Annotated in this window: 23 protein-coding genes; 21 read left to right on the plus strand and 2 right to left on the minus strand. The window is 49.4% G+C overall.

From position 1 onward, the window contains the following. Window positions 1-30: 30 nt before the first annotated feature. A complete protein-coding gene (locus tag JW984_12050; protein MBN1573920.1) occupies window positions 31-1,266 on the minus strand; it encodes a hypothetical protein in 1,236 nt (411 codons plus the stop codon). 127 nt (window positions 1,267-1,393) lie between these two features. Then, window positions 1,394-2,944, minus strand: a complete 1,551-nt coding sequence (locus tag JW984_12055) for a DUF2088 domain-containing protein (protein ID MBN1573921.1) — start codon at window positions 2,942-2,944, stop codon at window positions 1,394-1,396. 180 nt (window positions 2,945-3,124) lie between these two features. Between JW984_12055 and JW984_12060 the strand changes: the two genes are divergently transcribed. The 21 genes from JW984_12060 (at window position 3,125) to JW984_12160 (ending at window position 26,027) form a co-directional block, all read left to right on the plus strand. Beyond that, window positions 3,125-4,081: a hypothetical protein gene (locus tag JW984_12060; GenBank protein MBN1573922.1), complete on the plus strand. Its 957-nt coding sequence runs from the start codon at window positions 3,125-3,127 to the stop codon at window positions 4,079-4,081. Window positions 4,082-4,113: 32 nt separating this feature from the next. Beyond that, window positions 4,114-4,911, plus strand: a complete 798-nt coding sequence (locus JW984_12065) for a tetratricopeptide repeat protein (protein ID MBN1573923.1) — start codon at window positions 4,114-4,116, stop codon at window positions 4,909-4,911. Between the two features lie 146 nt (window positions 4,912-5,057). Then, window positions 5,058-6,986: a diguanylate cyclase gene (locus JW984_12070; protein MBN1573924.1), complete on the plus strand. Its 1,929-nt coding sequence runs from the start codon at window positions 5,058-5,060 to the stop codon at window positions 6,984-6,986. A 208-nt stretch (window positions 6,987-7,194) separates the two neighbouring features. Continuing rightward, window positions 7,195-7,410, plus strand: coding sequence for a helix-turn-helix domain-containing protein (locus tag JW984_12075; protein ID MBN1573925.1), 216 nt, complete (start codon window positions 7,195-7,197; stop codon window positions 7,408-7,410). A gap of 19 nt (window positions 7,411-7,429) precedes the next feature. Further along, the gene (gene pilM, locus JW984_12080) at window positions 7,430-8,488 is read left to right on the plus strand and encodes a type IV pilus assembly protein PilM (protein ID MBN1573926.1); all 1,059 of its coding nucleotides are present in this window, start codon (window positions 7,430-7,432) and stop codon (window positions 8,486-8,488) included. Then, window positions 8,485-9,117, plus strand: a complete 633-nt coding sequence (locus tag JW984_12085) for a PilN domain-containing protein (GenBank protein ID MBN1573927.1) — start codon at window positions 8,485-8,487, stop codon at window positions 9,115-9,117. The genes pilM and JW984_12085 overlap by 4 nt, the downstream gene beginning before the upstream one ends. Before the next feature lie 175 nt (window positions 9,118-9,292). After that, entirely contained in the window at window positions 9,293-9,865 is a 573-nt protein-coding gene (gene pilO, locus JW984_12090) for a type 4a pilus biogenesis protein PilO (protein ID MBN1573928.1), read from the plus strand. A gap of 99 nt (window positions 9,866-9,964) precedes the next feature. Beyond that, window positions 9,965-10,906, plus strand: a complete 942-nt coding sequence (locus JW984_12095; protein ID MBN1573929.1) for a pilus assembly protein PilP — start codon at window positions 9,965-9,967, stop codon at window positions 10,904-10,906. Window positions 10,907-11,037: 131 nt separating this feature from the next. Continuing rightward, window positions 11,038-13,695 carry a type IV pilus secretin PilQ gene (pilQ, locus tag JW984_12100; GenBank protein ID MBN1573930.1) on the plus strand — a complete coding sequence of 886 codons (2,658 nt, stop codon included), beginning with the start codon at window positions 11,038-11,040 and terminating at the stop codon, window positions 13,693-13,695. 258 nt (window positions 13,696-13,953) lie between these two features. Beyond that, a complete protein-coding gene (gene aroC / locus JW984_12105; protein MBN1573931.1) occupies window positions 13,954-15,111 on the plus strand; it encodes a chorismate synthase in 1,158 nt (385 codons plus the stop codon). A 2-nt stretch (window positions 15,112-15,113) separates the two neighbouring features. After that, a complete protein-coding gene (locus tag JW984_12110; protein ID MBN1573932.1) occupies window positions 15,114-15,641 on the plus strand; it encodes a shikimate kinase in 528 nt (175 codons plus the stop codon). Continuing rightward, window positions 15,628-16,689 carry a 3-dehydroquinate synthase gene (gene aroB, locus JW984_12115; protein ID MBN1573933.1) on the plus strand — a complete coding sequence of 354 codons (1,062 nt, stop codon included), beginning with the start codon at window positions 15,628-15,630 and terminating at the stop codon, window positions 16,687-16,689. The genes JW984_12110 and aroB overlap by 14 nt, the downstream gene beginning before the upstream one ends. Window positions 16,690-16,697: 8 nt before the next feature. Beyond that, window positions 16,698-18,350, plus strand: coding sequence for a hypothetical protein (locus JW984_12120; GenBank protein ID MBN1573934.1), 1,653 nt, complete (start codon window positions 16,698-16,700; stop codon window positions 18,348-18,350). Between the two features lie 98 nt (window positions 18,351-18,448). After that, window positions 18,449-18,610, plus strand: coding sequence for a hypothetical protein (locus tag JW984_12125; GenBank protein MBN1573935.1), 162 nt, complete (start codon window positions 18,449-18,451; stop codon window positions 18,608-18,610). Between the two features lie 192 nt (window positions 18,611-18,802). Further along, a complete protein-coding gene (locus tag JW984_12130; GenBank protein MBN1573936.1) occupies window positions 18,803-19,165 on the plus strand; it encodes a hypothetical protein in 363 nt (120 codons plus the stop codon). A gap of 136 nt (window positions 19,166-19,301) precedes the next feature. Next, window positions 19,302-19,736 carry a type II 3-dehydroquinate dehydratase gene (gene aroQ, locus JW984_12135; GenBank protein MBN1573937.1) on the plus strand — a complete coding sequence of 145 codons (435 nt, stop codon included), beginning with the start codon at window positions 19,302-19,304 and terminating at the stop codon, window positions 19,734-19,736. Beyond that, a complete protein-coding gene (locus JW984_12140) occupies window positions 19,726-20,817 on the plus strand; it encodes an aminopeptidase P family protein (protein MBN1573938.1) in 1,092 nt (363 codons plus the stop codon). The genes aroQ and JW984_12140 overlap by 11 nt, the downstream gene beginning before the upstream one ends. A 42-nt stretch (window positions 20,818-20,859) precedes the next feature. Continuing rightward, window positions 20,860-21,423: an elongation factor P gene (gene efp / locus JW984_12145; GenBank protein MBN1573939.1), complete on the plus strand. Its 564-nt coding sequence runs from the start codon at window positions 20,860-20,862 to the stop codon at window positions 21,421-21,423. A 51-nt stretch (window positions 21,424-21,474) separates the two neighbouring features. After that, the gene (gene accB / locus JW984_12150) at window positions 21,475-21,888 is read left to right on the plus strand and encodes an acetyl-CoA carboxylase biotin carboxyl carrier protein (GenBank protein MBN1573940.1); all 414 of its coding nucleotides are present in this window, start codon (window positions 21,475-21,477) and stop codon (window positions 21,886-21,888) included. A 30-nt stretch (window positions 21,889-21,918) separates the two neighbouring features. Then, entirely contained in the window at window positions 21,919-23,253 is a 1,335-nt protein-coding gene (locus tag JW984_12155) for an acetyl-CoA carboxylase biotin carboxylase subunit (GenBank protein MBN1573941.1), read from the plus strand. 365 nt (window positions 23,254-23,618) lie between these two features. Next, a complete protein-coding gene (locus tag JW984_12160; GenBank protein ID MBN1573942.1) occupies window positions 23,619-26,027 on the plus strand; it encodes a tetratricopeptide repeat protein in 2,409 nt (802 codons plus the stop codon). The last annotated feature ends 125 nt before the right edge of the window (window positions 26,028-26,152 follow it).

Consider the following 26,152-nt stretch of genomic DNA (forward strand, 5'->3'; position numbering starts at 1 on the left):
GAAAAGAAACGAGATACCAAAGGAAGCCGCCTAAATCGGCGGCCCCGAGAGGACATACTGTACGGAAGGTGCTTGACTTTTACAACTAAAAAACACTTCCATTAAACGGTATTTTCTTTCAATTTCTTTTAGTCTTTTTCTTAAGGAATATTTATTTCCCAGTTCTAAATACTTTATAAGATGTTGTTTTAAGTGATTAGCACTTTTATCATTAATATTTGGAATTTCCTCATCAAGTGCTTCGTACAATTTCTTGCATATTTTGTTATAGTTATCATCAGATACATAATCTTCTTCATACCTTTCATCTTTCTTATTATATGATATCCGATGGTGAAATGTTTCAATTGCCTGAGCTATTACTAAAAAATCAATTTCGTAGTGCATTTCAGGGAAGTAGATAGTTCTTAGAAAAAGGCTAAAAACAATATCAAGTTCAAGTTCAAGTTGACTTCCTTTTTTGAACCAGCTCACTATTAAATATTCTATTTTAATTTGGATACTTCTTAGACTAAATAGAAATTGTTTTTCTACTAAGGTTTCAGGCAAATTGGTAATACCTCGTATTCTAAAAAAGACCTCAACTTCATCATGGTTATCTGTTAAACCTCTAATTGATAATGGATGTGTTCTGTTAGAAATTGCGAATGAAAAGAACATGAACATTAGACCCATATCATCATCGTAATCAAAATACTTTTTTGATTCTTTAGGGTGGAGTATTATGCTATTTTCTATATTTTCTAAATTATTCAATTCGTTAATTGGCAGCTCGACATTATTTTGTAAAACAAAATAGAGGTTGAGGTCTTCTCTAATATCTATTTTTATAAATTTAATTTTGCTACCCTCACGTCTAGTGTAGGATTTAGTCCAAGTGTCAAAATAGAGATACTTTAGTACTAAGGCTTGGAATTTTATATCGTCTTTATTATTAAAATGCTCACCTCTAAAGATGTATTGAATGTCAAAAGTTTGTTTCTCTACGACAATATCCTTTATAATTGTTGTTGGATTAATTGAATAGCATTTATGAAGAGTTGCTTTTTCCCCTGAATTTGAAATTCCTAAAATGAAATCCTTACTAATTAATTCACCCAAGGCTAATCTTGTTGTTTTGCCTTCTTTTACATTTAAACTGGATAAGACTCCCGACAGATCTAAAATTGGAGTCTGTCCCGGATTATAAATAAGCTTGCCCTTAACCTTGTTATCAGGATTTTCCGGCAGCCACCACTCCCCCTCAATTTCAAATGAATTAATCATTATTCTTTGCTCCAATATTATTTTTTAATAGCAATGTCTTGTTATAATAGTTAATATTTGATTCGCTAAAAAGTGTTTGATTTCTACGGAAATTTTAAATTAAGAAGTTACACCACCTTATTAAAAACTATCTCACATCAACGGCGGAGAGCGGCGTCAGGAAGTGGTACGTCAGCGAGGCGTCCTTCCCCATGATCTCCTCGGCCATGGCGATCGCCTCGGTGAGGTCCTTCGCGGGGAGAAGCCCCAGCTTCTCGGCCACCCTTTTGTCCTTTACGCCCGCGGCGATTATCTTCTGGGGGTGATTCAGCCCCTTCGATGCCCAGTACCATGCTATGATCGAGTGGGCGCCGTGGTACGCGTATTCGTTCCGGTAGAGGTCAATATATCTCTCATCCTTCGCGAACTGAAGCTCCAGCTCCTCCGGGACGTCCTCCGGGTTCTTGTACTCCGGCAGATGGTTCATGTAAAAGTCGTAGTAGGAAGGGTGGTGCCTCATGTGAAATTGCTCCTCAAAGGGATTTGCAATGATGATGACACCGTCCTTCTTGACCAGTGGCTTTCCCCTGTAGAAGTTGAAATAATAGCCCATCGCCATGACAATAACGAGGATCGGATTAATGTTCGAGAGGGCGGCGTAGGGGCAAAAGTTTGGGACCCCATAGACGACGATGTCGGACTGGCCTTCTACCGGGATGTTCTGCTGCTTAAACAGGAGCTCGAGGGTCCTTTTGTGAACAAGGTCCACCTTTCCGGCGTTGACGCCGATCATTCGATAACCCGCCGAGAGGGATTTGCTGATCTTCTTCTTGATCACGCTCGGCGTCATCCTGGATGCGGGGACGACGGCCCTGATTATCGGCGACGGCTTTCTCCTAATGTCTTTCCCTATCGGGGTAAGGTGTTTGGCGATAGCCTTCGGCCAGACGCTGTTATTAAGGACGGTCTCTACCATGAAGAAGTTCGTGTTCTTCTCGATTATCTCCCCCATCCTCGATATGGAGGAGAGCATGGCGGAGGTCTCGGGGTCAATGAGGGAGCCGACCTTGAGCGTCTTGTGATGGTGGTGGCTGCGTATGCTGTTGTATGTGGAGAGGCCGACCGCCGCGGACTTCCAGCCCCCGTTCATCGTGATGAAATTGAGGTTTGCGTAGATAACAAGGTCCGAGTCCACGAGGGAGCGGTTTACCTCGACGTCTTCGCCCGCCTCGGTCTTCCCAAGGGATACGATGGAGGCGGGATCCTCCGCGTCGTGACACGAGATGTTTTTCCTGAACTCCCTCGTTACCTTCCGTCCCAAAATGGTCGAGAGCTCCCTCAGCGTCCATTTCCTGTGTATGCCCCCGGCGCAGATCAGCCGGATATTCTTTTTCTTGATCCCGGCGGCGAAGAGCTTTTCGATAACCGCCTCGATGATCTGGCCCCTCGTGTCTTTTATCATCGGGGGAACCGGGATGCAGGGGTCGTCGAAGGCGATTGTCACCCTGGATGTCGGGTCCACCATGCTGATCAAGGGGGGCGTGCCCAGGGGGCGGTCGAGGGCGTTGACGATTGCGGCCTTTTCGTCGGCGATGGCTGGAAACGGCCCCGGGGGATATATGATTCTCGTCTTTTCGGGAAAATCGTATATGGTAAGATCGTCTCCGGAGAATACGAACTCTCTTTTGTAAACCGGCATCGAATTTCCTCCCTGATTTAGGCTTAAGCTCAATTATTATATAGATATCGTATAGTATAGGAGATGTCCGTTTCTTTATCAAGGAGTTTTTCTTTTAAAGCCGGCTCCTTTTTTAAGGAGACTTATCGGGGCGATATTTGTAGGGTCAATGGTGTCTTTTGGGGCAATAAGGACAAGGGATTGACAAAGGGAGCTATCTCTGGTAAATTATTACGAAAAATATCGCTGGTCGTGATGTTTACTCTAAATCCAAAAATCGAAAGGCTTGATTTAAAGTCCTCCGAGATAGTTGCGGTGGTCTCATCGGGGAACCGGCCCTTCGTCGCCGTTTCCGGGCCGGCCCAGGAGGCGGATGCGTATATAATCTCCGCCAAGGAGGGGAAGGGAAGGTACGTCTATGTCTGCCTTCACATGGTGATGGAGGATAAGCGCCTCTTCTTTACCTCGGACGAGTGTCCCACTACGGAATCGAAGATACACCAGGTCGAGACCGATGCGGTGAATTTCATCGAGGATATGGGTTTTATGATCGTAAAGAAGAATATGCTTGATGAGCGCGCTGGTGCTTTAAGGGAAAACTTCATCAGGAGGCTGGTCCCCTTTGCTGAGAACCTAAAGGATATAAGGAAGCGGGAGGAGAGGGAAAAAGAGGAGAAGAGAACAAAAATTGTAAAAGTGGAAGATGAAGAGGAAGAATACGAAGAGGTTTTAGAAGAGGTGTATGAGGAGGTGCCGGTAGAAGAGGAGGATGACTCGGATCGAATCGAATCCTCCGGCGGGGCTCGGGGTGAAGAAGAGGTGAAGTATGAGAGTCTCGATGATATTATGGTGGATGATTCGAGCGATCTGGAGGTCAAGAGTTCAGGGGTGGTGAGGGGAATCGTAGATAAGCCCAAGCGTGAAGGAGTGAAGGCGGAGATAAAGATCGAGGCGGATTCAAAGAGAATAGCCGAGGCGGAAGATAAGGTCTCAATCGTCGTTGAATCGGCGGTGAAGAATATCCCGGATATTTCCGCTTCGAAGATCAGGACCGATGATGATAAGGTGGTTCGGGAGAGGGTCGCAAGAAAAACGGAGTCGGAGTTCTTCGTTGAAGAGGATCAAAAGGATCTTGTAAAACTTCTTATATCTTTGTAATTTTAGGAACAATTAAGGAATGTAGGTAAATCATGAAAAAAAGTCCGCTTTTCATTACGGCGTTCTCTTTTTTGGCATTAATCCTTCTTTTATCGACGGCCTGTGTGACGACCCCGAAAAATGAAACAGACAAGGAGGGGCAGCCGAAGGATATCAAGGGGGCGAGATACACCCTTCACTACAACACGGGTCTTTCCCGCCTGGGCGCCGGGAAACCGACTTATGCCATGGTGGAGTTTATAGAGGCGGAAAAATATAAAAAGACACCGGAGCTTTACTACGCCATGGGTCAGACGTGCTACGAGCTCAAGAGGTATGCTCTATCGCTCGACTATTTCGATAAAACCCTTTTCATGGATAAAGATTTTTCGAAGGCGTACGTAGGCAAGGGGATTGTCTTGATAGCTATGGAGCGTTACGACGAGGCGATCGTACAGCTGAAAAAATCCCTTGAAAATATCATATTTCACGAGCCGGAGTCCGCCTATTACAACATAGCCGTGGCGTATGCGAAGATGAACAACTACGAAGGAGCCGTTGAAAACCTGAAGACAGCGATCAGATTGAAGCCGGAATACATTCCACCGTACCTCGAGCTGGCGCGGATATACAGGAAGATGGGGAGGTTCGATTTGTCGGAAAGCGTTCTCCAGGAGGCGCTGGAGCAATATCCCGAGCTTGCCCAGGCTCACTATATGCTGGGGATAATCTATCTCGAACAAAAGAGAAGTTTAGCGGCCAAAATGGAGTTCAGTGAAGTAATAAAGCTGGTTCCCGACACGCCGCTGGCGAGAGAGGCGGAAAAGTATCTGAAAGGATTAGAGAACTGAAAAAGAGATTTTTCCCCTTAAGTGGATTTTTCGATTCTTTCAACGCTTTTGATATTGTAGTTCTCGTAATCACGGCCCTTTATATCCTCTTAATCTTCACCGGATATTTCGCATCCAACAAAAATGACGCAGGCTTAAGAATCCTTTTGACCCTGCCCCTTGTGCCCCTATTCTTGACGGCGGTGGTCAGGCTTGGGGGCAGCGGAAGATCAATCCTGACGGAGATCGAGTTCGCCCTCATCTTTGCGGTCCTCACGATCGTCGTAATCCATATAACCGGCCTTTCAAACTCGTCCCTCTACCCGATGCTGTTTCTCACCGCTTCTATTTTGGCCGTAGTTCTGGATATAAAGGTGAGTATTGGCACCTTTTTGTTCCTCGCAGTGTCAGATATTATATCAGTTTATGTCATTGAAAGACCCGTCGAGATAACCGAAATGGTATTCAAGCGGACGGTCGTATCTTCCCTGTTTTTCATATTTTTCCTCCTCTACGGCAGGATAGAGTTTGTAAAGAGGGCCGAGATCGGGAGGAGGCTAAGGAGGTTTGAGGAAGATCTGAAGGGAGTAAAGGGAGGGGCTTTCGTTGAAAAGGGTGGAGTGTCAGGCGAGACCATCGAGAAAGAGGCGGTAAAGACCCTGGCCAATGTCGACGACACCATGTTTGAGATCCTCGACGGGGCTAGGGATGCGCTTAAAGTAAACGGGATCTGCTATCTTGTCCCCGATATGGAGGGCGGTGGCTTCCGGGTGAGGGAGGGCTCGTCTTTGAAGGGTGAATTCAACTTCGACTCTTCGGTGGAAGATAAACATTTTAGGACGGTGATGCGGACGGGAAGGCCGCTCACGATCCACGGTGAAGGCGGGGGCGGGAAGCTCGATCCTGACTATTACATCGATACACCCTCCGGTGTATCTATTCTGGCGGTCGTCCCGGTTTTTGACGAAGGGGAGGTAAAGGGGGTTTTGGTGTTCGACGGCCGTATCGATGACGGGGAATCGGAAGGGCGCCTCCCCATCTTTCGGCTCGTGGCGTTCATGGTCGGGGAGATGGTGGGGTACAGGGTGCACCTATCGAGGTTTGTCGTGAATCTTCGCGAGCTTGAGGAGCTTTACGCCGTCAGCAGGAAGCTTGCCGAGGCGAAGAAGGTGGGGGATGTATTGGATATTGTGTTTGCGGCGGCGGCAAGGATGCTTCCGGTAAAGAGCATGGCGTTCACCTCCAGTCGCGGCGATGAGAGCGTCGTCATCTCTTACTGGGGGGAAGATGCCGAAAAGTATAGAAAGATCAGGTTTGAAAACGGCGATTCCCTGGTCGGCTGGGTGCTCGAAAACAGGAAATATCTCGTTTATGAAGGGGGGGGTAAAAGAAGAGATGTTTTTGGCCAAAAGCACAAGATAGAAAAGGGGAGGGCTTTTATGATCTTCCCCCTCGTCTCGGAGGAGGAGCTTATAGGAACCTTTGTTCTTATTTTGCGCTCTGAGCGCCTTCCCTATAGGTTTTATATCAGGATCATGGAGGTTATCATCAACATGACGGCGGTTTCGATGGTGGGGTTGAGGCTGATGAAGAGGCTGAACAGGCTTGCCGTAACCGACCCGATGACGGGGCTTTTCAACAGGAGGAGGTTTAACAGGGCGCTCAGGGAGCAGTGGGAGCAGGCCGAGAGATATTCGGAGAACCTGTCGCTTCTGATAATCGATATCGACTTTTTCAAGAAGATCAACGACACTTACGGACACTCGGCCGGGGACGAGGTGATAAAGGAGGTCTCCAACACGATTTTAAAGATCACGAGGAAGGTGGATATTGTCAGCAGAATAGGGGGGGAAGAGTTCGCGGTTCTGCTCCCGAGGATATCAAGGGAGAGCGGACTTGCAACCGCCGAGAGGATCAGGAGGGCGGTGAAGAAGGGGATGATCAGGGCAGGGAGCGGAAATATCTCCGTCACGGTAAGCGTTGGGGTTGCATCTTATCCCGGGGATTGGCCGTCTGTGGAGGAGTTGATGAAGGGCGCAGACGATGCCCTTTACAGGGCGAAGGAGACCGGGAGGGACCGTTGTGTCGCAAAATGACCCTTCGTTTATCGGTTTTTTGAAAAATCGCGACACAAGATATAGTTAAAAGAAAGGTCATTAATACAAGATGCATGATAAGATAAGTATAATTTTATATAATTTATACATAAAATTAGAAAATACTTGACACTTTAGCGCTAATTTCACTATAATATAGCCAAAAGGGTAACTGGTTTTATCTATTTAATTTTTTTTGATAAGTATCATGAGTGGAAATTCTAATCAGAACAACGTTAAGAAGTACCGGGAGAAGCTCCTGATGAGCAAGGCGGAGCTTGCCAGAAAGGCGGGCGTTTCGCCTCTTACGATTGACAGGATCGAAAAGGGGAAGGACTGTCGCATGGACACCAAGAGGAAGATTCTCTTTGCCTTGGATCTTAAACTGAACGATAAGGACAAGGTTTTTACGGATTCTGCATAAACGGTCTGGGTGCTAAGAAATGATAGGGAAAAAGAAAGATCTGATAGCCATAGATATAGGCTCCAGCTCGATAAAATTACTTGAGATAAAGGAGTCTAAGAGGGGCTACAACCTGACAAATTTCGGGATAGCGGAGCTGCATCCCGAGACGATAGTCGACGGTGCAATCATGGATACGGCGGCCGTTGTCGACGCTATCCAGAGTCTTGTGACCGGATTGAAGGTGAAGGTAAAGGATGTGGCCACATCGATTTCCGGAAACGCCGTCAGGATTCAGAAAATCACCCTTCCCACCATGTCTCAGGAAGAGCTGGAGGAGTCGATTCAGTGGGAGGCGGAGCAGTATATACCCTTTGATATCTCCGATGTCAACATAGATTTCCAGATACTGGAAACCCTGGAGGACGGATCGGGGCAGATGGAGGTAATGCTTGCCGCGGCGAAAAAGGATGTAATAAGTGAATATATTGCGGTTATAAGTGAGGCTGGGCTGAACGTCGTGGTTGTAGATGTCGATTGCTTTGCGCTGGAGAATATGTATGACGTCAACTATCAGTTTGACAGCGGGGATGTCATAGCCCTTATAAATGTCGGCGCCAGCTTTACCAATATCAATATTATCAAGAACGGAGTGTCCGCCTTTACCAGAGACATATCTTCCGGGGGAAATCAATATACCGAGGAGCTTCAGAAGCGCTTTTCGATCAGTTATGACGAGGCCGAGTCGTTAAAGCTGGGCAAGGGCGGAAGGGACGTATCCAAAGAAGAGATTATAAACGTTATTAATCAGGTCTCGGGGGACCTCGTGGCATCCGAGATACAGAAGACTATCGATTACTTCTTGTCCCAGGGGACCAGCGATTCGGTCAGCAAAATCTATTTAAGCGGAGGAACGTCAAAGACTCCCGGGCTGAGCCGGGTCATAAAGGACAAATCCGGCACAAACGTGGAAATGGTAAATCCCTTTGCGAACATTGATTTTAACGAGAAGCTCTTCGACGCATCATATATTCAGGATATAGCGCCGTTTGGAGCGGTGGGGGTCGGCTTGGCCTTGAGGCGGGGTGGCGACAAATGATAAAGATAAATCTCCTCGAAACAAGGGAAGTAAAAAAGAAAGAAACGCTGCGTCAGCAGGTTGTTATAGCGGTTCTGGCGCTCATTGCCACGCTGGGGATTATCGGATATTTCCATCTTGGAATTACGAAAAAAATTGAAGAGACGATTGAGAAGAAGGAAAAGTTAGACAATGATATAAAGACGCTGCAAAAAGAGGCGGAGGCCCTGAAGAAGTTCAAGAAACAGGTGAGTGATCTGGAATCGAGGCGAAATGTTATCAGGAACCTCCAGTCCGAGCGGAACGGCCCCGTTATGGTGATGGATGAAATAGCGGACGTTATGCCCCGGGAGCTCTGGATCGATGATTTCCAGCTTAAGGGCTCGAAATTGACCATAAAGGGGTATACGGCGGACAACGAAACCCTTGCAACCTTTATGAGAAATTTGGATAGCAGTAATTATTTCAAGGGCATTACTTTAACTCAGAGCAAGAAGTCCCAAAAGGAGGGTCTTACGGTAAATACTTTCGCTCTGAGTATGGGGGTTATGTATCCAAAGATGGAGGGCGAAGAAGAAAAGGTAGCGGAGAAACCGGCGGAGAAAAAGAAGCCCGCAAAAAAGAAACCGGCGAAGAAAAAGAAAAAATAGTATCTTAGTATTGTTCCTTTTTGAGTGGACTTATGATTATATGCCCTGCGGATCTAGAAAGTAATTTTTATGGACAATGTCATGTTGTTTATTGAGATGGAATCGATGTGGATAATTGAATCTTCCTTTTGTTGTCGTTTTAAGTAATAGTTAATAGTTAAAGGGGATCTAACCTGTGGCCTTTTCGTTGGATGTAATAAACAAGATACCGGGGTATCAAAGGGGTTTGATACTTCTTGGATTGATGATTCTTTTAGGCGTGGGGTATTACTTCGGGATCTATACCGGCAAAAAAGTGGAGCTGAAAAAGCAAGAAGATGCCGTGGCAAAATTAGAGAAGGATCTTCAAAAGCTCGAAGAGACCAAGAAAAATCTGGCGGCCTTTGAAGCGAAGGCGAAGAAGCTTGAGGTGGAGCTCGGAATCCTCGAGATAGAGATTCCGAAGAGCTCGGAAATACCCGACATATTGTCATATATCTCGACCAGCGGAAAGGAATCCGGCCTTGATTTCCTTTTGTTCAAGCCGGGCAAGGAGAAGAACATAAAAGAAAAAAACTATATCGAGGTTCCGGTTTCCATTAGTGTAAAGGGTACTTACAACAGCTTCGCCGTATTCTTGGATAAGATCAGAACCTTGGACAGGATTATTAATGTGAGAAATATCACCATGAAGAAAAGCAGCATAAGCGGAGGAAATGTAATCCTTCAGATATCCTGCACGGCCGTAACGTTTAAGTTCCCTAATTAAGAATCTTTGGTAATAAGAATGATGTTGAGAAAACATAAATACTTAAGCTTGTTGGTGGTTGTTTTGTGCGTGTCCCTTTTCGGGGGATGTTCGGATATTATGGACAAGATACCTTTTTTAAAGTCCGAGACAAAAAAGGAAGTGTCCAAGAGGCAAAAACTCAGCGATCCAAATGATCCGAATGTAATCAAGAAAAGTACCGGGCCCAAGGATAAGGTGACGCCCCCTGGCGAGGGGGTGAAAGAGGAAGAAACGGAGGGAATTCCAGCCAAGCCCGAGGGTGATGAAACGGTTCAGCCCGAAAAGGAGAAAATCGCCAAAGGACCCGTACCGGAAAAGAAGGAAGAAGTGAAATCCCCAGGACCCGAGGACAAGACTCCCGTTGAGGATAAGGGGAAAGGCGTGCCTATAAAGCCTCCAAACGGAGATGCAAAGACTCCAAAGGAGACGAAAGCTCCGGAGACGGTTGAGGGAGAAAAGCCCGAGAAGAAGGGAGAAAAGAAGGAGTCGGACACCGAAACCGCGGAAGCGCCCGAAAAGCTCGAACCGGAAAAGCCTTCCGTGGAGGACAAGGGAACGGAGAAGGATTCCGGGAAAGGGAATGTCATCGGGGAAGATATCGCACTCCTTCCGGCCTCTCCTGGATCCGAAATGCCTAAGGATGATACTGCGGCCAAGAAAGACGGATTCATTATCGATAAAGAATTTAAATATGATCCTACGAAGAAGAGGGATCCCTTCAGGCCGTATAATGTAAAAATTGAAAAGAAGATTGAAAAGCCTGAGGAAGAGCTTACGCCGTTGCAGAAATTTAAACTTTCCCAGTTAACGGTAAAGGCGATAATTTACGATCCCGAGACGGATACGGGGGTGGCCATGATCGAGGATCCCACAAAGAGGGGTTACAACATCTATGTGGGCACGGAAATAGCGAATGGGAAGGTCATTGCAATCACTCCCAGCGAGATTCGCGTTCAGGTTGAATTTACGGACTATTTTGACAATCCTAAAACTACAATTGAGACCTTGAAAGTAAAGTAATGGAGGGGAAATAGATGATTTTACTTAGAAAATTATTAAAATTTCCTTTTGGATCGATACTCCTTTTGATACTCACACTAATTATTTTCGGATGTGCAACCACGGCTACAGGTCCGGGCACTTCAACGTCGATGAAGGGAAAGAGTGTCCAGCTCGAATCGGTTACGGAGATGAAAGACAAAGTGATCATTTCCCTGAAATCCGAGGGCAAGCTTGATTACACACCCTATCGGTTGGAGTCTCCATTGAGGTTGGTGGTTGATATGCCCAATGCGCTCTTCGAGGAATCCGAAAAGAAGGTATCTGTTGAAAACGGGACTATAAGCACCATCAATCAAAAGAATATGACCACAGACGGGAAGAATGTCGCCAGGTTGGAGATATATCTCGTCGGTGATACCAACTATCTCATTCCTGAGCAGGTGGGCAACACCCTCAAGATCGAGATTCAGAGGCTCGATGGGGCGGGAACCTCGGCCCTTGAGGATGGTGCCGTTCCGAAAACGGGTGAAGTCGCCCCCAAGACCGAAGAGAAGAAATGGACCAATTCCGCCACAAAGATCATCAACGTGGAGAAATCGGATGACGTCTCCGGAACCAAGATCACCATATTTGCGGACGGATATGTAAAGGACTTCGAGTCTTTCGTCCTTGAAGACCCGTATCGTCTTGTGGTTGATATCAGCGGTGTAAAGAGCAGTTATCCGAATAAATCGATCGAGGTGGGCAGCAAGGATGTAAAGAATATCAGGATAGGGATTCATCCGGACAAGGTGAGGTTCGTTTTCGAGTCGGGGATCTCGAGCGGTCTCAATAAATACAATGTTTACTCCAAAGAGAACAAGTTGATGGTGGTCTTCGGCAAGGCCATCGATACCGCCTTTGAGTCCGATACAGCGGAGACCACGACGCCTGCCTCGAAAACGCCGTCTGCGCCTTTATCGGGAGGAGCGGTAAAGCTGAACGAGATTAAATATGAAGACAAGGCGGACGTTTCAAGGGTGATCATAAGCGCGAGCGGCACGGCGGACTATACGGCGAAGATGATCTCGGATTCTAGCGTGGTCGTGGACATTCCAAACGCCGTGATAGATCAATCTTTGAATAAGAGCCTCGACGTATCGAAGTCCGATGGCCCAATAAAGAGTATCAAAACGTACAGGACCGAGACCGGGGGTGTATCGTCTGCGAGGGTTATCGTTGAGCTTTCAAAGAGGGTTGCATACAACTACTTTTCCGAGGGCACCAATATAATAGTCGATTTCTCTAAGAGGGAGGGGGTATCTTTGGCTCCCGATACTACGAAGATCGAGGATGAGGGCGTAAAGCCCAAAGATATAACCCTTGCACAGCCCGCAACACTGCCAGGGGAAACCCCATCCACCACGGAGTCCGAGGTGGCGGCCCCTGAGGTCACGGGTCCCGGAGGCGATACGTTCGGAGAGACGGGGGACGGGGAGACCAAATACACGGGAAAGAAGATATCCCTTGTTTTTACAAACGCCGACATTAGAAACATCTTCCAGCTTATTGCAGAGGTAAGCAACCTCAATATGCTGGTCGATTCGGACGTTCGCGGCAGGATTACCCTACGTCTGGTGAAGGTCCCGTGGGATCAGGCCCTCGATATTATCCTGTCTACCACCGGTCTCGGCATGACGAGGGTGGGTAACGTAATACGTATTGCCAGAAGGACAACCCTTGCCAGGGAGCGCACCACGGAGCTGGCGTCCAGAAGGGCCCAGGAGGAGCTGGAGGATCTCGTTACGAGAAAAGTCGATCTTAGCTACGCGCCATTGACAGCCGTTCAGGCCGTTATAAGGCCGATGCTCAGCGCCAGGGGATCGATAACGACCTTTACCCAGACCCAGTCACTGCTGATCACGGATATTGCCGCCCGGCTCGATGATATCTTGAAGGTGATCAAAAAACTCGACGTTGCAACGCCCGAGATACGCCTCGAGGTGAGGATCGTGGAGGCGAGCGACACCTTCACGCAGGAGCTGGGGGTCAACTGGGTCATTGCACACTTTGACGATGATGCCAACAACGGGTACAGCGGAAGTAAGACCACCGGCGGTACCCTGGCGAACACATTTTTGAACAACACGAATATTTTTGACTCCGGCTTCGGGGCGATCTTCCCCTCCGTCCCGTCTTCCGCCCTCGGCGTCGGCGGCGCCTCGGTTGTAATCGGTCTCCTCGAAGATACCTTGAGGCTAGATATTCAATTAAGGGCACTCGAATCCATGGGGGAGGTGGAGATTATAGAATCCCCGAAGATAAGGGTGCTGAACAACGTTGCCGCGGAGTTGTCCATTACGAGGAGGATACCGATACGAAACGTTACAACCGAAACCAGTGAAGAAGGCAATGTCAGCACGGAATCGGAGATTACATATCAAAATATCGTCACGGATCTCAAGATTACTCCCACCATCTCCGCGGACAAGAGGGTAAGACTGGATGTGGAGCTCACCCATACAACTCTTGGAGACGCGGTCAGCATTACGCTGGACGGTGTCCTGAATACCTACTATATTACCGATACCAAGGAGATTGACACTGAGGTATTGGTAAATAACCGCGACACGGTGGTGATCGGTGGGCTTTACAGAAAGAGAAAGTCGAATGTTGACCTGGGACTTCCGCTGCTTAAGGACATCCCCGTTTTGGGATGGCTCTTTAAGACAAGGACAACGGAAGATACAAGAAGGGAGCTCTTGATTTTTGTGACTCCCACAATTGTCAGAGAGAGCGAGGGTGTTGTCTCCGAGATCAACGAGTAGGGAGATTATCTCTCCCCATAATAAATGCGCGCCCGTTTTTTCGGGTGCGCTTATTTTTTGTTTATTTTCCACCGTTGTCGAATCGCAATAAAGGATTTTTAAAGTGTGAGGTGTGATTGAGGCGTTCGATTACGGCGGTATATCGGACAAGTTTTGCCGGATTCTCATAAAAGAGTTTTCACGAAGGGCGGGACAGCCACATAATGTCTTGTTTTTTGATCGCCTGAATTTTTTAAAGGACTTTTTTTATTTAGGATTATGTTTCATTTCGTATCGGCGGGGGAATCCCACGGGCCGGGTGTAATCTCGTTGATTTCCGGCGTCCCCTCGGGGTTCCCGGTAAAATTGGACGATATAAACTCTGAGCTCAAGAGGCGGCAGAAGGGATACGGGAGGGGCGGGAGGATGGCCATAGAGCGGGATAAGGCTCAGATACTCTCGGGGATCAGGGGCGGATTTACCATAGGGAGTCCGGTCGCTTTTTTAATCGAGAACAAGGATTGGGAAAACTGGGCCCCGTACATGGATCCCGTCGAGGTTATCCATGCCGGCAGGGAGGTGACAAGACCACGGCCTGGCCACGCCGACCTCGCCGGAGGGATCAAGTACGGCCATACCGATCTCAGAAACGTCCTGGAGCGGGCGAGCGCCCGGGAAACCGCCGCCCGAACCGCCGCAGGGGCGCTGGCAAAGATCATCCTGTCTCAATTTGATGTGGAGTTCTTCGGCTATGTCCTGTCCATTGGAGATATGGTAATCGATCCGGGGGAAACCCCGCTGAGCGTCAGGGGTCAAAACGCCCAGAAATCAATATTTTCCCTGCCGGTTACCGACGAGGATGAAATCTTGAAGGAAGCCGTGGACAAAGTAAAGGGGGAGGGGGATACCCTCGGCGGCGTGGTGGAGGTCGTTGTCGCCGGAGTCCCGCCGGGGCTCGGAGGCCCGGAGCAATGGTACACCCGGCTTGATGCTAAGCTTGCGGCGGCCCTCATGAGCATCCCAGCGGTAAAGGGTGTCGAGGTCGGAGACGGCTTTGAAACCGCAAGGAAAAGGGGGAAAGACGCCCACGACGAGATATTCTTCGACGAGTCGAGGAGATTTTATAGAAAGACGAATCGGGCCGGCGGGATAGAGGGGGGGATAACCAATGGAGCCCCGATCGTTGTGAGAGCCGCCATGAAACCTATCCCGACCCTCATGAGCCCCCTCCATTCCGTGGACATCAGATCGAAGGAGGAGATAAGCGCCCAGGCCGAGAGGTCCGACGTCATGGCCGTTCCCGCCCTCTCCGTTATTGCGGAGGCAATGGTTGCCGTGGTGTTGGCCGGCGAGTTTCTGGGAAAATTTGGGGGAGACAATCTCGAGGATATATCGAGGAGCTATAAGAGCTATCTCGACAGGATAAGCCTTTACTGAATATGGGGAAAAACGTCGTATTAGTCGGATTTATGGGCACGGGGAAGTCGAGGGTGGGGAGTATCCTCGCAAGGAAGATGAGGAGGAGATTTATAGATCTCGACGATGAGATAGTTAGACAAAGCGGCATCAGCATCAAAGAGATATTTGACAGGTACGGAGAAGACCGCTTCAGGGAGCTGGAGTCGGAGGCCGTAAGGAGGGTGTCTTCGATGGAAGATCTCGTCATATCCACGGGGGGCGGGGTGCTCATCAGGGAGGAGAATGTAGAGATGCTCAAACAAAACGGTGTCTTGGTCTGTCTCGAGGCCTCGGCAGGGGAGATCTTAAGAAGGGTGGGGGGGCGGACCCACCGGCCACTTCTCAACGTGGAGGACAAGATTGGGGCGATAGAGGAGAAGATCGAGGAAAGACGCCGATTCTATGCTTTCGCCGACCTGAGCGTAGATACGGAAAAGGGGGGGCCGGATATGATTGCGGCGGAGGTTTTTAAGGCGTTTTCTGATTACGTGAAAGATGGAAGAGATTAAGGTCAATCTGGGGGAGAGGTCCTATCCCATTTATATAGGATTTGGAATATTGGACGATGCCGGCTCGCTTTTAGAAGCGGCAGATGTGTGCGTCCTCACAAATCCGGTTGTGGAATCCCTTTACTTCGGGAGACTCGAGGCGGCAATAAAGGACGCCGGGATCGAGGTCACAAGGATCATAGTGCCGGACGGGGAGGAATCCAAGAATTTTGACGTTTTATGCAAGGTTTACGATTCCCTTGTTACGGCCGGGGCGGCAAGATCAACCCCACTTTTGACGCTCGGGGGGGGCGTGATCGGAGACTTGGGGGGGTTCGCGGCGGGGAGTTTCATGAGGGGCATCCCCTACGTGCAGATACCTACAACCCTCCTGTCCCAGGTCGACTCCTCGGTTGGAGGAAAGACCGCCGTAAACCACCCCAGCGGGAAGAACCTGATAGGGCTCTTTTACCAGCCCAAGTTCGTGCTTATTGACATCAATACCCTCAAAACGCTTCCGGAGGAGGAGTTTCTCTCCGGTCTTGCCGAGGTAATCAAGTACGGTATAATATCGGATCGGGAGCTCTTCGATTATTTGGAATCGAAGAGGGATAGAATCCTGAATAAGGACGGGGAAGCGATTAAGTATATAATAAAGTCCTCTCTTAAAATCAAGGCGGATATAGTGTCGAGGGACGAGAGGGAGGCCGGGCTTCGGGCCGTCCTTAACTTCGGGCACACCTTTGGGCACGCGGTGGAGAATCTCACCGGGTACGGGGTTGTAAAACATGGAATGGCCGTTGCAAAGGGGATGGCCGTATCGATCGAGATTTCAAGAAAGATGGGGTTGTTGTCGGGATCGGAACAAGACAGGATGTTGAATCTTCTCGAAGATTACGGCTTTGATCTTTCGCTGCCAAAATTTTCAAAAGGAGAATATGAAAGCGTGATTAATTATGATAAAAAGGCCAGTGGCGAGGCAATTAATTTTGTCTTGACAGAGGGCATAGGGTGTGTTAGCTTAAAAATGGAGAGGGTCTCAGATATAGTTGATATTATTGAATTTTAGGGTGCTTCATGGCTGATGATAAAGCAGGGATTAGGGGTGCCGGTGGAGTTGGGCCAAAAGCCCCGAAACCCGCCTCCCCGGTCGTCGGGAAAAAATCCATTCCCGTTGTGATCAGGGGGCCGTCCCATCTCGGCACCAGAGTCATCACCCCGGAGATGGAAAAGTACCAGTCTATGCTCGCAAAGAATCCGAGCTCCCGGGTCTTTGCCGCCCTTGCCGAGTGCTATCGCAAGCAGGGAATGCTGGACGAGGCGATCCACCTCTGCGTCGAAGGGGTCAAGAAGTACCCGAACTATATGAGCGGCCGGGTTGCCTTGGGGAGGGCCTACTTTGACAAGGGGATGATCAAGGAGGCCAAGGAGGAGCTCGAAAAGGTCGTTTCCATAACTCCTAATAATATCGTCGCAAATAAGGTCCTCGGCGATGTCCACCTCTTTGAAGAGGATATTAACGGGGCCGGGGTCTTTTTCGGGAAGGTCCTCTCTATGTCGCCCGAAGACGAAGAGGTTGCGGCGAAGCTAAAAGATGTTAAGGCCGGAATAAATCCGCTCTCCGCGGCAATCAAGGAGGCGAAAAAAGAGGAAGAGGGAGAAGCCAAAGCGGTAGAGGAAGAGGTCCTGGAAGGGAAACAGGCGGAACAAGCTGCTCAAGGGGCCGAGCGGGAGACGATCGAGGTCGGCCCCGATTCGGCCGAGCCTGCGGGCGAGGTTCGGAAGATCGAAAATGAAGCGGCGGATGAAGAGATATTGGAGGATATAGAGGAGGTCGAGCCGGAGCCGGACGAGGAAGAGCTGGGGATTTACGAGGAAGAGGGAGAGCTGGATCTCGAAGAGGGAGGGGAGGACATCGAGGCTGGGGGGGTGGATGAAGATATTTTTACTGAAGACGAGCAGATAAGGTTCACCGAAGTTGATGAAATCCCCCTTGATTCAGAACCTGCCGAGACTGTGGGGGAGGATGAGCTGGATATATCTGCCGATGATGTGGAAGTTGTAGATCTAACGGAGGGGGAGGGGTACGGGGAAAGTGCGGGAGGGGAGGAGGCCGATTTGGATGATGAGTTTGGCATTCTCGACGAGGTGTTTACTTCGGGGGAGGGTATGGACGACCTTTCAAGGGCCGTCGAGGAATTCTCCCAAATGGAGGAGGGAGCCGTCGAAGTCGAGATCGAGACTAAACCTCCGGAGGATTTTGAAGAGGAAGAGGCCGAAATAGCGGAATTCGGGGACGAGACGGCGGTTGAGGATACAGTCTCGGAAGATTACTACGACGACGTGGAGGAGGTACGTCCGGCGGATATGGAAGAATATGAAGACAAGTCAAGCGCCGGAAATTTGGGCGGAGAGGTGGATATCTCCACGGAGACCATAGCGGATATATACGTAAAACAGGGATATTTCGACAGGGCGCTGGCGATTTACGAAGATCTCAGCGACGCCTTTCCCACGAGGAGAACCTTAAAAGAAAAGCTCAGCCATGTTAGGAAGAAGTTAAACGAGCTGGGCAGGATAACGGCAACGGAGGGAAAGGGAGAAATCTCGATGGAAGACGAAGAAGCTTTGGGAGATACGGCGGTTGTCAGCGAGGATATCCTCAACAGTAACATCCAGAGCCTGCAGAAATGGTTGCAGAATGTGAGGAAGTATAGGAGGATGACGTAATTCGTTGATGGCAGGATTTGGGTGGTTGCGGGGGTTGGAGGATGGAAGTAGGGGGTGGAAGGAGGGGATGAAAGGGGGAAAGGAAAGGGGGAGAGAGGTTGGGGGATTTCAGGACTGGAAAGGACGAAGAGGAAAGGGGGGGAGGAAAGAGGGAGGTGGGCAGGGAGATTTCGGCTTTGAAAAAAACGGATGATTGTAATGTGTTTGTATTAGTAAAGGTGTCTTTAACTCGTTCGATTTTGATAAAAAGTTCTATTTAGAAGTCTGTTGAAAAAAGGGTTGGATGAATTGCCGAAAGAGATTTTGGTTGTATCACCTCAAGATATGCGGTTCTGGTTTGACTGAAAAACATGCTTTTATATTTCACTTAAGTTCTAACGGCGTATAATATTTATATAAAGCAGATGACGGCAAACAGGTCGTTTCTTAATCGTTTTGGGAATCGCTTAAAGATGGTCGATTTCAGGAGTGTATTGGAGGAGGTAGTTGACTTGGTCCCCGGAAGCCTCGCCGGCATGATTATAGGGAGGGACGGTATTCCCATTGAAAAATATCAGAGCGACAGGTTCGGGCTTGATGCAGACATGGTGTGTGCGGAATTTGCGGGTATTATGGCCGAAGTTCAAAAGGTTATCTCCATACTTCACCTCGAGGATTTGAAAGACGTTACCATAACCATGAAGAAATTCGTCGTCATCTCCCATATGATTTCCGAGGATTACTATTTCATCCTTATAATCAATCCAAAGACGGACTTGGCGTTAAGCAGATACAGAATCAGGATTGGATCACTGAAGCTCAGGGAGCTTATGTAAAAAACCGGTTTATCAATCCTGTAAATATAAAGGCTGCATATTTAGCATTGTACACTCTGTTTTGGCTGTTTAAGTATTGTGCAATGCGTATTTAATCCCGCAGCTTTTTCTTTTTGGATCTTTGGAAGGTAAAAACATGAATGTCCTGGTGATAAACGGCCCCAACCTGAACATGTTGGGCCTGCGGGAGCCGGAGGTCTACGGCTACCTTACCTATGCAGATCTGGAGGAATTCATAAAAGAAGCCGCCGAGGGCCTGAAGATCGAAGTCGAGATATTCCAGTCCAACTCGGAAGGCGAGATTGTTGATAGGATTCAAGAGGCGGATGTCTTTGACGGAATCCTGATAAATGCGGGGGGATACACCCATACATCCGTGGCTATTAGGGATGCGCTGTTGGCCGTGGCGGTCCCCTTTGTGGAGGTTCACCTGACCAACATCTTTTCGAGGGAGGACTTCAGAAGACACTCATATATTTCGGACGTGGCCGTGGGCGTAATTTCCGGATTCGGCAGGGAGGGATACCGCCTCGGACTCATGGCCATTGAGGCCCTCGTCGGTGAGAGTTGATATGATCGAGGACAGGATCAAGAGGCTGAGGAGTTTCTTCAAGGGATTGTCCCTCTCCGGAATCGTAATAACCGACATGAAAAACGTCAGGTACTTCTCCGGCTTTACCGGAAGCGACGGCGTCCTGGTTGTCGGCGGGGCCCGGGGGGTTTTTTTGACTGACGGCCGTTACACGACCCAGGCCTCAGCAGAAGTTAAAGACTTTCCCGTCGAGGAGTACAAAAAAAAGGTCGACGGCATTGCCGATGCGATAGCCGATCTATCCATCAAGGAGATCGGCGTCGAATCTCACAACATGACCCTGTTTCTCTATGAGAGCCTGAAGGAGGTCCCCTTAGTCAAAGGATCGGCATCAATAACGCCGATAAGGGACGACCTGTCAAGGCTTCGCGCCGTGAAAGAGGAGGGGGAAGTTGAGATGATAATCGGGGCGATAAAGATCTCGGAAGACGCCCTAAACGGGATAATTCCGATGATCGCCCCGGGGATTTCCGAGGCGGATATCGCCGCGGAGCTGGATTACGCGATGAGAAGGGGGGGGTCGGGGCCGACGCCCTTTCCGACCATCGTCGCGTCGGGGGAAAACGGAGCCGTCGTCCACGCTCAGCCGGGGAAAAGGAAGCTTGAAAAGGGAGACCTCTTGATAATCGACTTCGGGGCGGAGTTTATGGGGTACGCTTCGGACCAGACGGTGACTTATACGGTCGGAGAGGCCGACGAGAAGAAGAGGGAGGTGTTCGAGGTCGTTCGCACAGCACAGATAGAGGGGATAAAACGGGCGAGGCCCGGGATCTCCGCGGTGGAGCTGGACGGGGCGGTCAGGGGTCATATCGAAGAAAAAGGATACGGCAAATATTTCTCCCACGGCACGGGCCACGGCGTGGGGCTGAACGTCCATGAGCCGCCGGTCCTCAGCCCCCTGGGGGACGCCGTCTTATCGCCGGGAATGGTGATTACCGTTGAGCCGGGGATATACATCCCCGGATGGGGCGGGGTGCGTCTCGAGGACATGGTCCTGGTTACGGAAGATGCCCCTAATGTATTGACAACGCTTGAGAAATCTTTTAAAGTATTAGCCTGATTAAAGTAATGTCTTATAAATAGTTTGCTGGGGGGATTTTAAGTGTATTCTACAGCGGAGTTCAGAAGGGGATTGAAGATAGAGATAGACAAGAAGCCCTATATAATCGTGGAATTTCAACACGTAAAGCCGGGGAAGGGGGGGGCGTTTGTCCGCACCAAGCTGAGAAACCTGATAAACGGGGCGGTCACGGAAAAGACCTTCAGGTCCGGCGAGAAAGTTGACAAACCGGACCTCCTCGAGAAGGAGATGCAGTATCTCTATCGTGACGATCAGGGATTTTACTTCATGGATATGGAAAACTACGAGCAGATATTCATTGAGGAGGATAAGGTGGGGGATTCGGCGGATTTCCTTTCCGACGGGCTCGAAATTACCGTCCTCTATCACGAGGGGAACCCCATCTCCCTTGAGCTCCCGACCTTTGTGGAGCTCCCGATCGAAAAGACCGATCCGGGGGTTAGGGGAGATACCGCCACCGGTGGCACAAAGCCTGCTACGCTGTCGACCGGATTGGTCGTGCAGGTGCCCCTGTTTCTCAACGAGGGGGATCTCTTGAAGATAGACACGAGGACCGGCGAGTATATCGAGCGCATATCCAAATAGACCTAAACAGAGCCTGAATAGAGAGGCTGAATAAAAAAGGCGGTAAATGGAATGAATCTCAAGGAGATAAAAGATATTATCAAGGTGATCGATGGAACGGATATCTCTGAGATAGAGATCGAGCGCTCCGGCGAGCGTCTTATGATCAAGAGAAACCTGGGCGGATCGGTAGAGAAAAATCCGTCTTTGGATAAGCCGAAGGGGAGCGTCCCGGAGGGAAGCGAGCTCGTCGCGGTTGTATCTCCCCTCGTGGGCAGCTTTTATCGATCGCCTTCGCCCGATTCCCCCCCCTTTGTCGAGGTGGGCAGCGAGGTCAGAAAGGGGGACGTCCTTTGTATTGTCGAGTCTATGAAGCTCAACAATGAGATAGAGGTGGAGTCCGACGGTATCATTGTGTCTATCCTTGTCGAGAACGGCCAGCCCGTTGAATACGGCCAGTCGTTATTCCTTTTGGAGCCCATATAGTATATAGGCTCTTTCTTATAAAGAAAAAAAATGATTGAAAAAGTTCTTGTCGCCGACAGGGGTGAGATTTCAATAAGGATAATCCGCTCCTTGAAGGAGCTGGGGATAAAGTCCGTTGCGGTTTATTCCGAGGCCGACAGGGACGCCCTGAACGTCCTGCTCGCGGACGAGGCGGTCTGTATCGGGCCCGCGGATATCAAGGAGAGCTATCTAAAATTCTCTTCGATTCTGTCCGCGGCGGAGATTACCGGCGCGGGCGCAATACACCCCGGGTACAGCCCCCTTTCGGAGAACCTGGAATTTGCGGAGGCGTGCCAGAAATCGGGCATCGTCTTTATTGGGACCGGCGTGGATACGATGTCGCTGATGGCCGACAAGATCGCCGCAAAAAGGGAGGCGAACAGGTCGGGAATCCCCGTTGTCCCCGGAAGCGACACGGCCCTCGTGGATGACAGGGAGGCGTTGAGCGTTGCGGAATCCCTCGGATTTCCGGTTATTCTCAAGGCTGTGGGAGGAGGCGGCGGCAGGGGGGTCAAGGTGGTCCCGGAAAAGGTGGATTTCCTGGACAGCTTCCACAATGCCAAGAGGGAGGCCCAGGATTATCTCAAAAATCCGGGGATATACGTCGAGAAATATCTCGACAAGGCAAGACACATAGAATTCCAGATCGTCGCCGATATGGAGGGGAACGTAATCCATCTGGGGCACAGGGACTGCACGATCCAGAGGCGTTATCAGAAGATTATCGAGGAATCCCCGTCGCCGGTGGTCGAAAGGGAGCTCAGCGAAGAGATGGGGGAGGCGGCGGTTAAGTTTGCCCGCTCCGTGAACTATTCAAATCTGGGGACCGTGGAATTTCTCGTCACCGACGGCGGTGAATATTTCTTTTCGGAGATGAACACGAGAATCCAGGTTGAGCACACGGTGACCGAGATGGTTACCGGAATAGATGTGGCCAAGTGGCAGATCATGCTGGCCTTCGGGGAGAGGCTCGGACTGAGTCAAGAGGATGTTCAATACAAGGGACACAGCCTGGAGTGCAGGATAACGGCAGAGGACCCCTTCAGATTCACCCCGTCATCCGGCGTGATAACGAGATACATCCCCCCCGGCGGGCCTGGGGTCAGGGTAGACTCCGCCATCTTCTCCGGGGCGTATGTAAATCCCTACTACGATCCGTTGATCGTGAAGCTGATAACACTGTCCAGGGACAGGGATGGGGCCATAAAGAGGATGAGCAGGGCCCTTTCGGAGTTTCACATAGAGGGGATAGAGACAACCATTCCCCTGTTCAAGAAGATAATGAAGGATCCGGAGTTTATAGATGGGTATCGCGATATCCGCTTTTTGAACAAATATATATGAATCTTCGCCGTGACTGCGGGTTTTCGGCTTTTGGTCTCTAATTGATCCTTAAGTGACTGTGCTCACATATTTTTTATATAAAAATAGTTATTTATACAATGTAATTTCAATGAAAATTGTTTTAGGCAAACGTCAGCGTTTTTGGAGGAGGGGCGTGGTGTTCTCCTTTCGCTTGGGATTGAAGGAATACCGTGTTCACCTTCCGCCTTTGACTCCTTGAAGGCGGTAAGTGTGTGTTTTGATGGGTCTGGGGGAGGGTTTTCCTGCGTAAATTCGGAAAGAATGGGGAAATTAATTGGCGTAATACTATTGACTTTTTTTGCCTAATTTAGTATATTACAAAAGGTTAATTGTTTTTTTTAGTCATGGCTTTTGATAAAAACAAGTCAATGCTGGCGGCTCAGAAATTCTTTCAGAAGGGCCAGTATGACAAGGCTATAAGAGAATATGAGAGGATTGTAAAGGAAGATCCTAAGGATATAAAGGTACGCCAAAAACTCGGTGATTTATTCGCCAGAGAGGGCAAAAGGGCCGAGGCCATATCGGAATATAACTATGTGGCGAACTTCTATTCCGAAGACGGATTTTACCTGAGGGCAATAGCCGTTTACAAACAAGTTCTTAAGCTCGATCCCGTCCAGATTCAGATCAACCTCAAGCTCGCGGAATTATACCACAAGCAAAACCTGATCGGAGACGCCATAAAACAGTTCCAGCTCGTTTATTCCTACTACGATAAGAAGGGGGATACGAGAAAGGCGCTGGACACCCTTGACAAGATGGCGGAGATGGCTCCCTCGAATCTCGCCTTGAGGATGAAGCTCGCCGATGCGTACTATCGCAGTAAATTCGTTGACAAGAGCCTCGACGAATACGTCAAGATAGGCGAACAGCTCAAAAAGGAGGGGAGGGGGGAAGACCTGGTGAGTCTCTATGAGAAGCTCATCAAACATCATCCCGATCGGGTTGACATGATTTCCGTCCTCGCCGAGATATATATCAGGAGCAACAGGCTCGATCTCGCCAGCGGCCGCATAGATATGGGTCTGAAGGTTGCCCCGGATGACAGAAAACTCCTCTATATGAAATCTCGGATCCTTTTGGCAAAGCAGGACTATAAGGCTTCCGCCGATATTCTGAACAAGCTGCTCGAAGTCAATCCAGAGTTTATGGAGGCGAAAGAAGAGCTGGCCCGGGTCTACGAGAAGCTGGGGAGGACCGATCTCCTCGGCAAGCTCTACACAGAGCTCATGGTCTATTTCCAGGGGAAGAGACAGCAGGAGAAGGCCGGGCATTACAAGGCGCTCTATAACAATCTCACAAGCGCTGTTACCGGGGACATGACGAGCTCTGGAATAGAAGGGGACGTAAGGGGGTTTTCCGGCGAAAGCGACGTCATAGAGGATGTCATTGAGGCCGATGTCATAGAGATGGAGGACGGGGATGTTCTGGAGGCGGAGGTATTCGAGGAGGTTACGGGAGCCGACGAGATGTCCGAGCCGGCCACCTTTGAAGTAGAGCCGGGAGTGGATCTAAAAGATGAGGTAATTGACAACGAAGGACGAATGGTGATGTTGAAGGTCGACACATACGTAAAATACGGACAGTACAGGGAAGCGGCCGAAGTCCTGAAAGCATACAACAATAAAAATACGGAATATATATCCCCGAAAATGAGACTCGCCGAGCTGTATCTCGAAATCTCCCAGTCGGGGGAGGAGAAAGACGAATATCTCAGGCGCGCGGCGGAGATTTTTTTTGATATTTCCTCCGTCGCCAAGAGAAAGGGAATGTATGATGTAGCGGACGATGCGGAAACGAGGGCGATGGAGCTCGATTCCGGGCACGATATGACCATGATTGACGAGGCGATTCCCTCGGAAGATATCGATACGTTCGATATCGTACAGGATGATGTCGAAGAGATGGGGCTGGCAATGGATGAAGAGATGATGCAGCCCATCGAAGATATGGAGATACCGGAATCTATAGAGCTTGGCGATATGGGCGCGGAGCCGATCGAGATATCGGTGGATGACGGATTTTTGGATGAGGGCGTGGAATTCACCACGGAGGAGGTCGTTGCCGAGCATGTTGACATTGGAGATATGGATAGAGGGGGAGGACTTATCAGCATGACCCCCGAGGACGATACCCTGAGCGAGGGGGAGGAGTATTTCGATCTCAGGAAGGAGCTGGAGGGGGTGGTCCTCGACGAAGACATGTCTCTGGAATCGAAGGGTGGAGCGGGGCTTTTGGGCGAGGACGAGCATTACTCCTTCGAAGATGTCTTCGACGAGTTCAAAAAGGGCGTTGAAAAGCAGTTCGGGAAAGAGGATTATGACACCCACTACAACCTCGGAATCGCATACAGGGAGATGGGACTTTTTGACGATGCGATAAAGTCATTTAATATCTCGGTAAACGACCCCAAAAAAAGGCTCGACAGTTTCATTATGATGGGAGTCACCCACAGGGATATGGGGGATTTTGAAAAGAGCATCGATTACTTCCGCGAGGCCCTCGACACCCCGGAAATAAAAGCCGACGAAAGACACGGCCTCCTATACGAGCTTGCGCTTTCCTATGAGGCCGACAACGACATAGATCAGGCGTATCCGATATATAAGAGCATCTTTAATGAAAAGGAAGATTTCAGGGACGTCTCCGAAAAGGTGAAGACCCTGGCGGGCCTGACGTCACAGCCTGTCGAAATAAAGAAGGAGAAGGAGCCCTCCGTAGTGGGGAAGAAAGACAAGATATCTTACGTCTGACAACGGCTCCGTCCCTGTTTTAAGAGGTCGGGTGCCCTATATATAAGAAGGGGGTTGGGAGGTAGTCGGTCGCGGGGGGGATGGATTTTCAGTCTGGGGGATGATAGGTGGGGTAGCCTCAGGGT

This window comes from Candidatus Zymogenus saltonus (assembly GCA_016929395.1).
Lineage (GTDB): Bacteria > Desulfobacterota > Zymogenia > Zymogenales > Zymogenaceae > Zymogenus > Zymogenus saltonus.

Coding starts and splice junctions, on each gene's coding strand:
- JW984_12050 (MBN1573920.1), bottom strand. CDS start 1,266: ATGATTAATTCATTTGAAATTGAGGGGGAGTGGTGGCTGCCGGAAAAT.
- JW984_12055 (MBN1573921.1), bottom strand. CDS start 2,944: ATGCCGGTTTACAAAAGAGAGTTCGTATTCTCCGGAGACGATCTTACC.
- JW984_12065 (MBN1573923.1), top strand. CDS start 4,114: ATGAAAAAAAGTCCGCTTTTCATTACGGCGTTCTCTTTTTTGGCATTA.
- JW984_12075 (MBN1573925.1), top strand. CDS start 7,195: ATGAGTGGAAATTCTAATCAGAACAACGTTAAGAAGTACCGGGAGAAG.
- pilM (MBN1573926.1), top strand. CDS start 7,430: ATGATAGGGAAAAAGAAAGATCTGATAGCCATAGATATAGGCTCCAGC.
- JW984_12085 (MBN1573927.1), top strand. CDS start 8,485: ATGATAAAGATAAATCTCCTCGAAACAAGGGAAGTAAAAAAGAAAGAA.
- JW984_12095 (MBN1573929.1), top strand. CDS start 9,965: ATGGACAAGATACCTTTTTTAAAGTCCGAGACAAAAAAGGAAGTGTCC.
- pilQ (MBN1573930.1), top strand. CDS start 11,038: ATGAAGGGAAAGAGTGTCCAGCTCGAATCGGTTACGGAGATGAAAGAC.
- aroC (MBN1573931.1), top strand. CDS start 13,954: ATGTTTCATTTCGTATCGGCGGGGGAATCCCACGGGCCGGGTGTAATC.
- JW984_12110 (MBN1573932.1), top strand. CDS start 15,114: ATGGGGAAAAACGTCGTATTAGTCGGATTTATGGGCACGGGGAAGTCG.
- aroB (MBN1573933.1), top strand. CDS start 15,628: ATGGAAGAGATTAAGGTCAATCTGGGGGAGAGGTCCTATCCCATTTAT.
- JW984_12120 (MBN1573934.1), top strand. CDS start 16,698: ATGGCTGATGATAAAGCAGGGATTAGGGGTGCCGGTGGAGTTGGGCCA.
- JW984_12130 (MBN1573936.1), top strand. CDS start 18,803: ATGGTCGATTTCAGGAGTGTATTGGAGGAGGTAGTTGACTTGGTCCCC.
- aroQ (MBN1573937.1), top strand. CDS start 19,302: ATGAATGTCCTGGTGATAAACGGCCCCAACCTGAACATGTTGGGCCTG.
- accB (MBN1573940.1), top strand. CDS start 21,475: ATGAATCTCAAGGAGATAAAAGATATTATCAAGGTGATCGATGGAACG.
- JW984_12155 (MBN1573941.1), top strand. CDS start 21,919: ATGATTGAAAAAGTTCTTGTCGCCGACAGGGGTGAGATTTCAATAAGG.
- JW984_12160 (MBN1573942.1), top strand. CDS start 23,619: ATGGCTTTTGATAAAAACAAGTCAATGCTGGCGGCTCAGAAATTCTTT.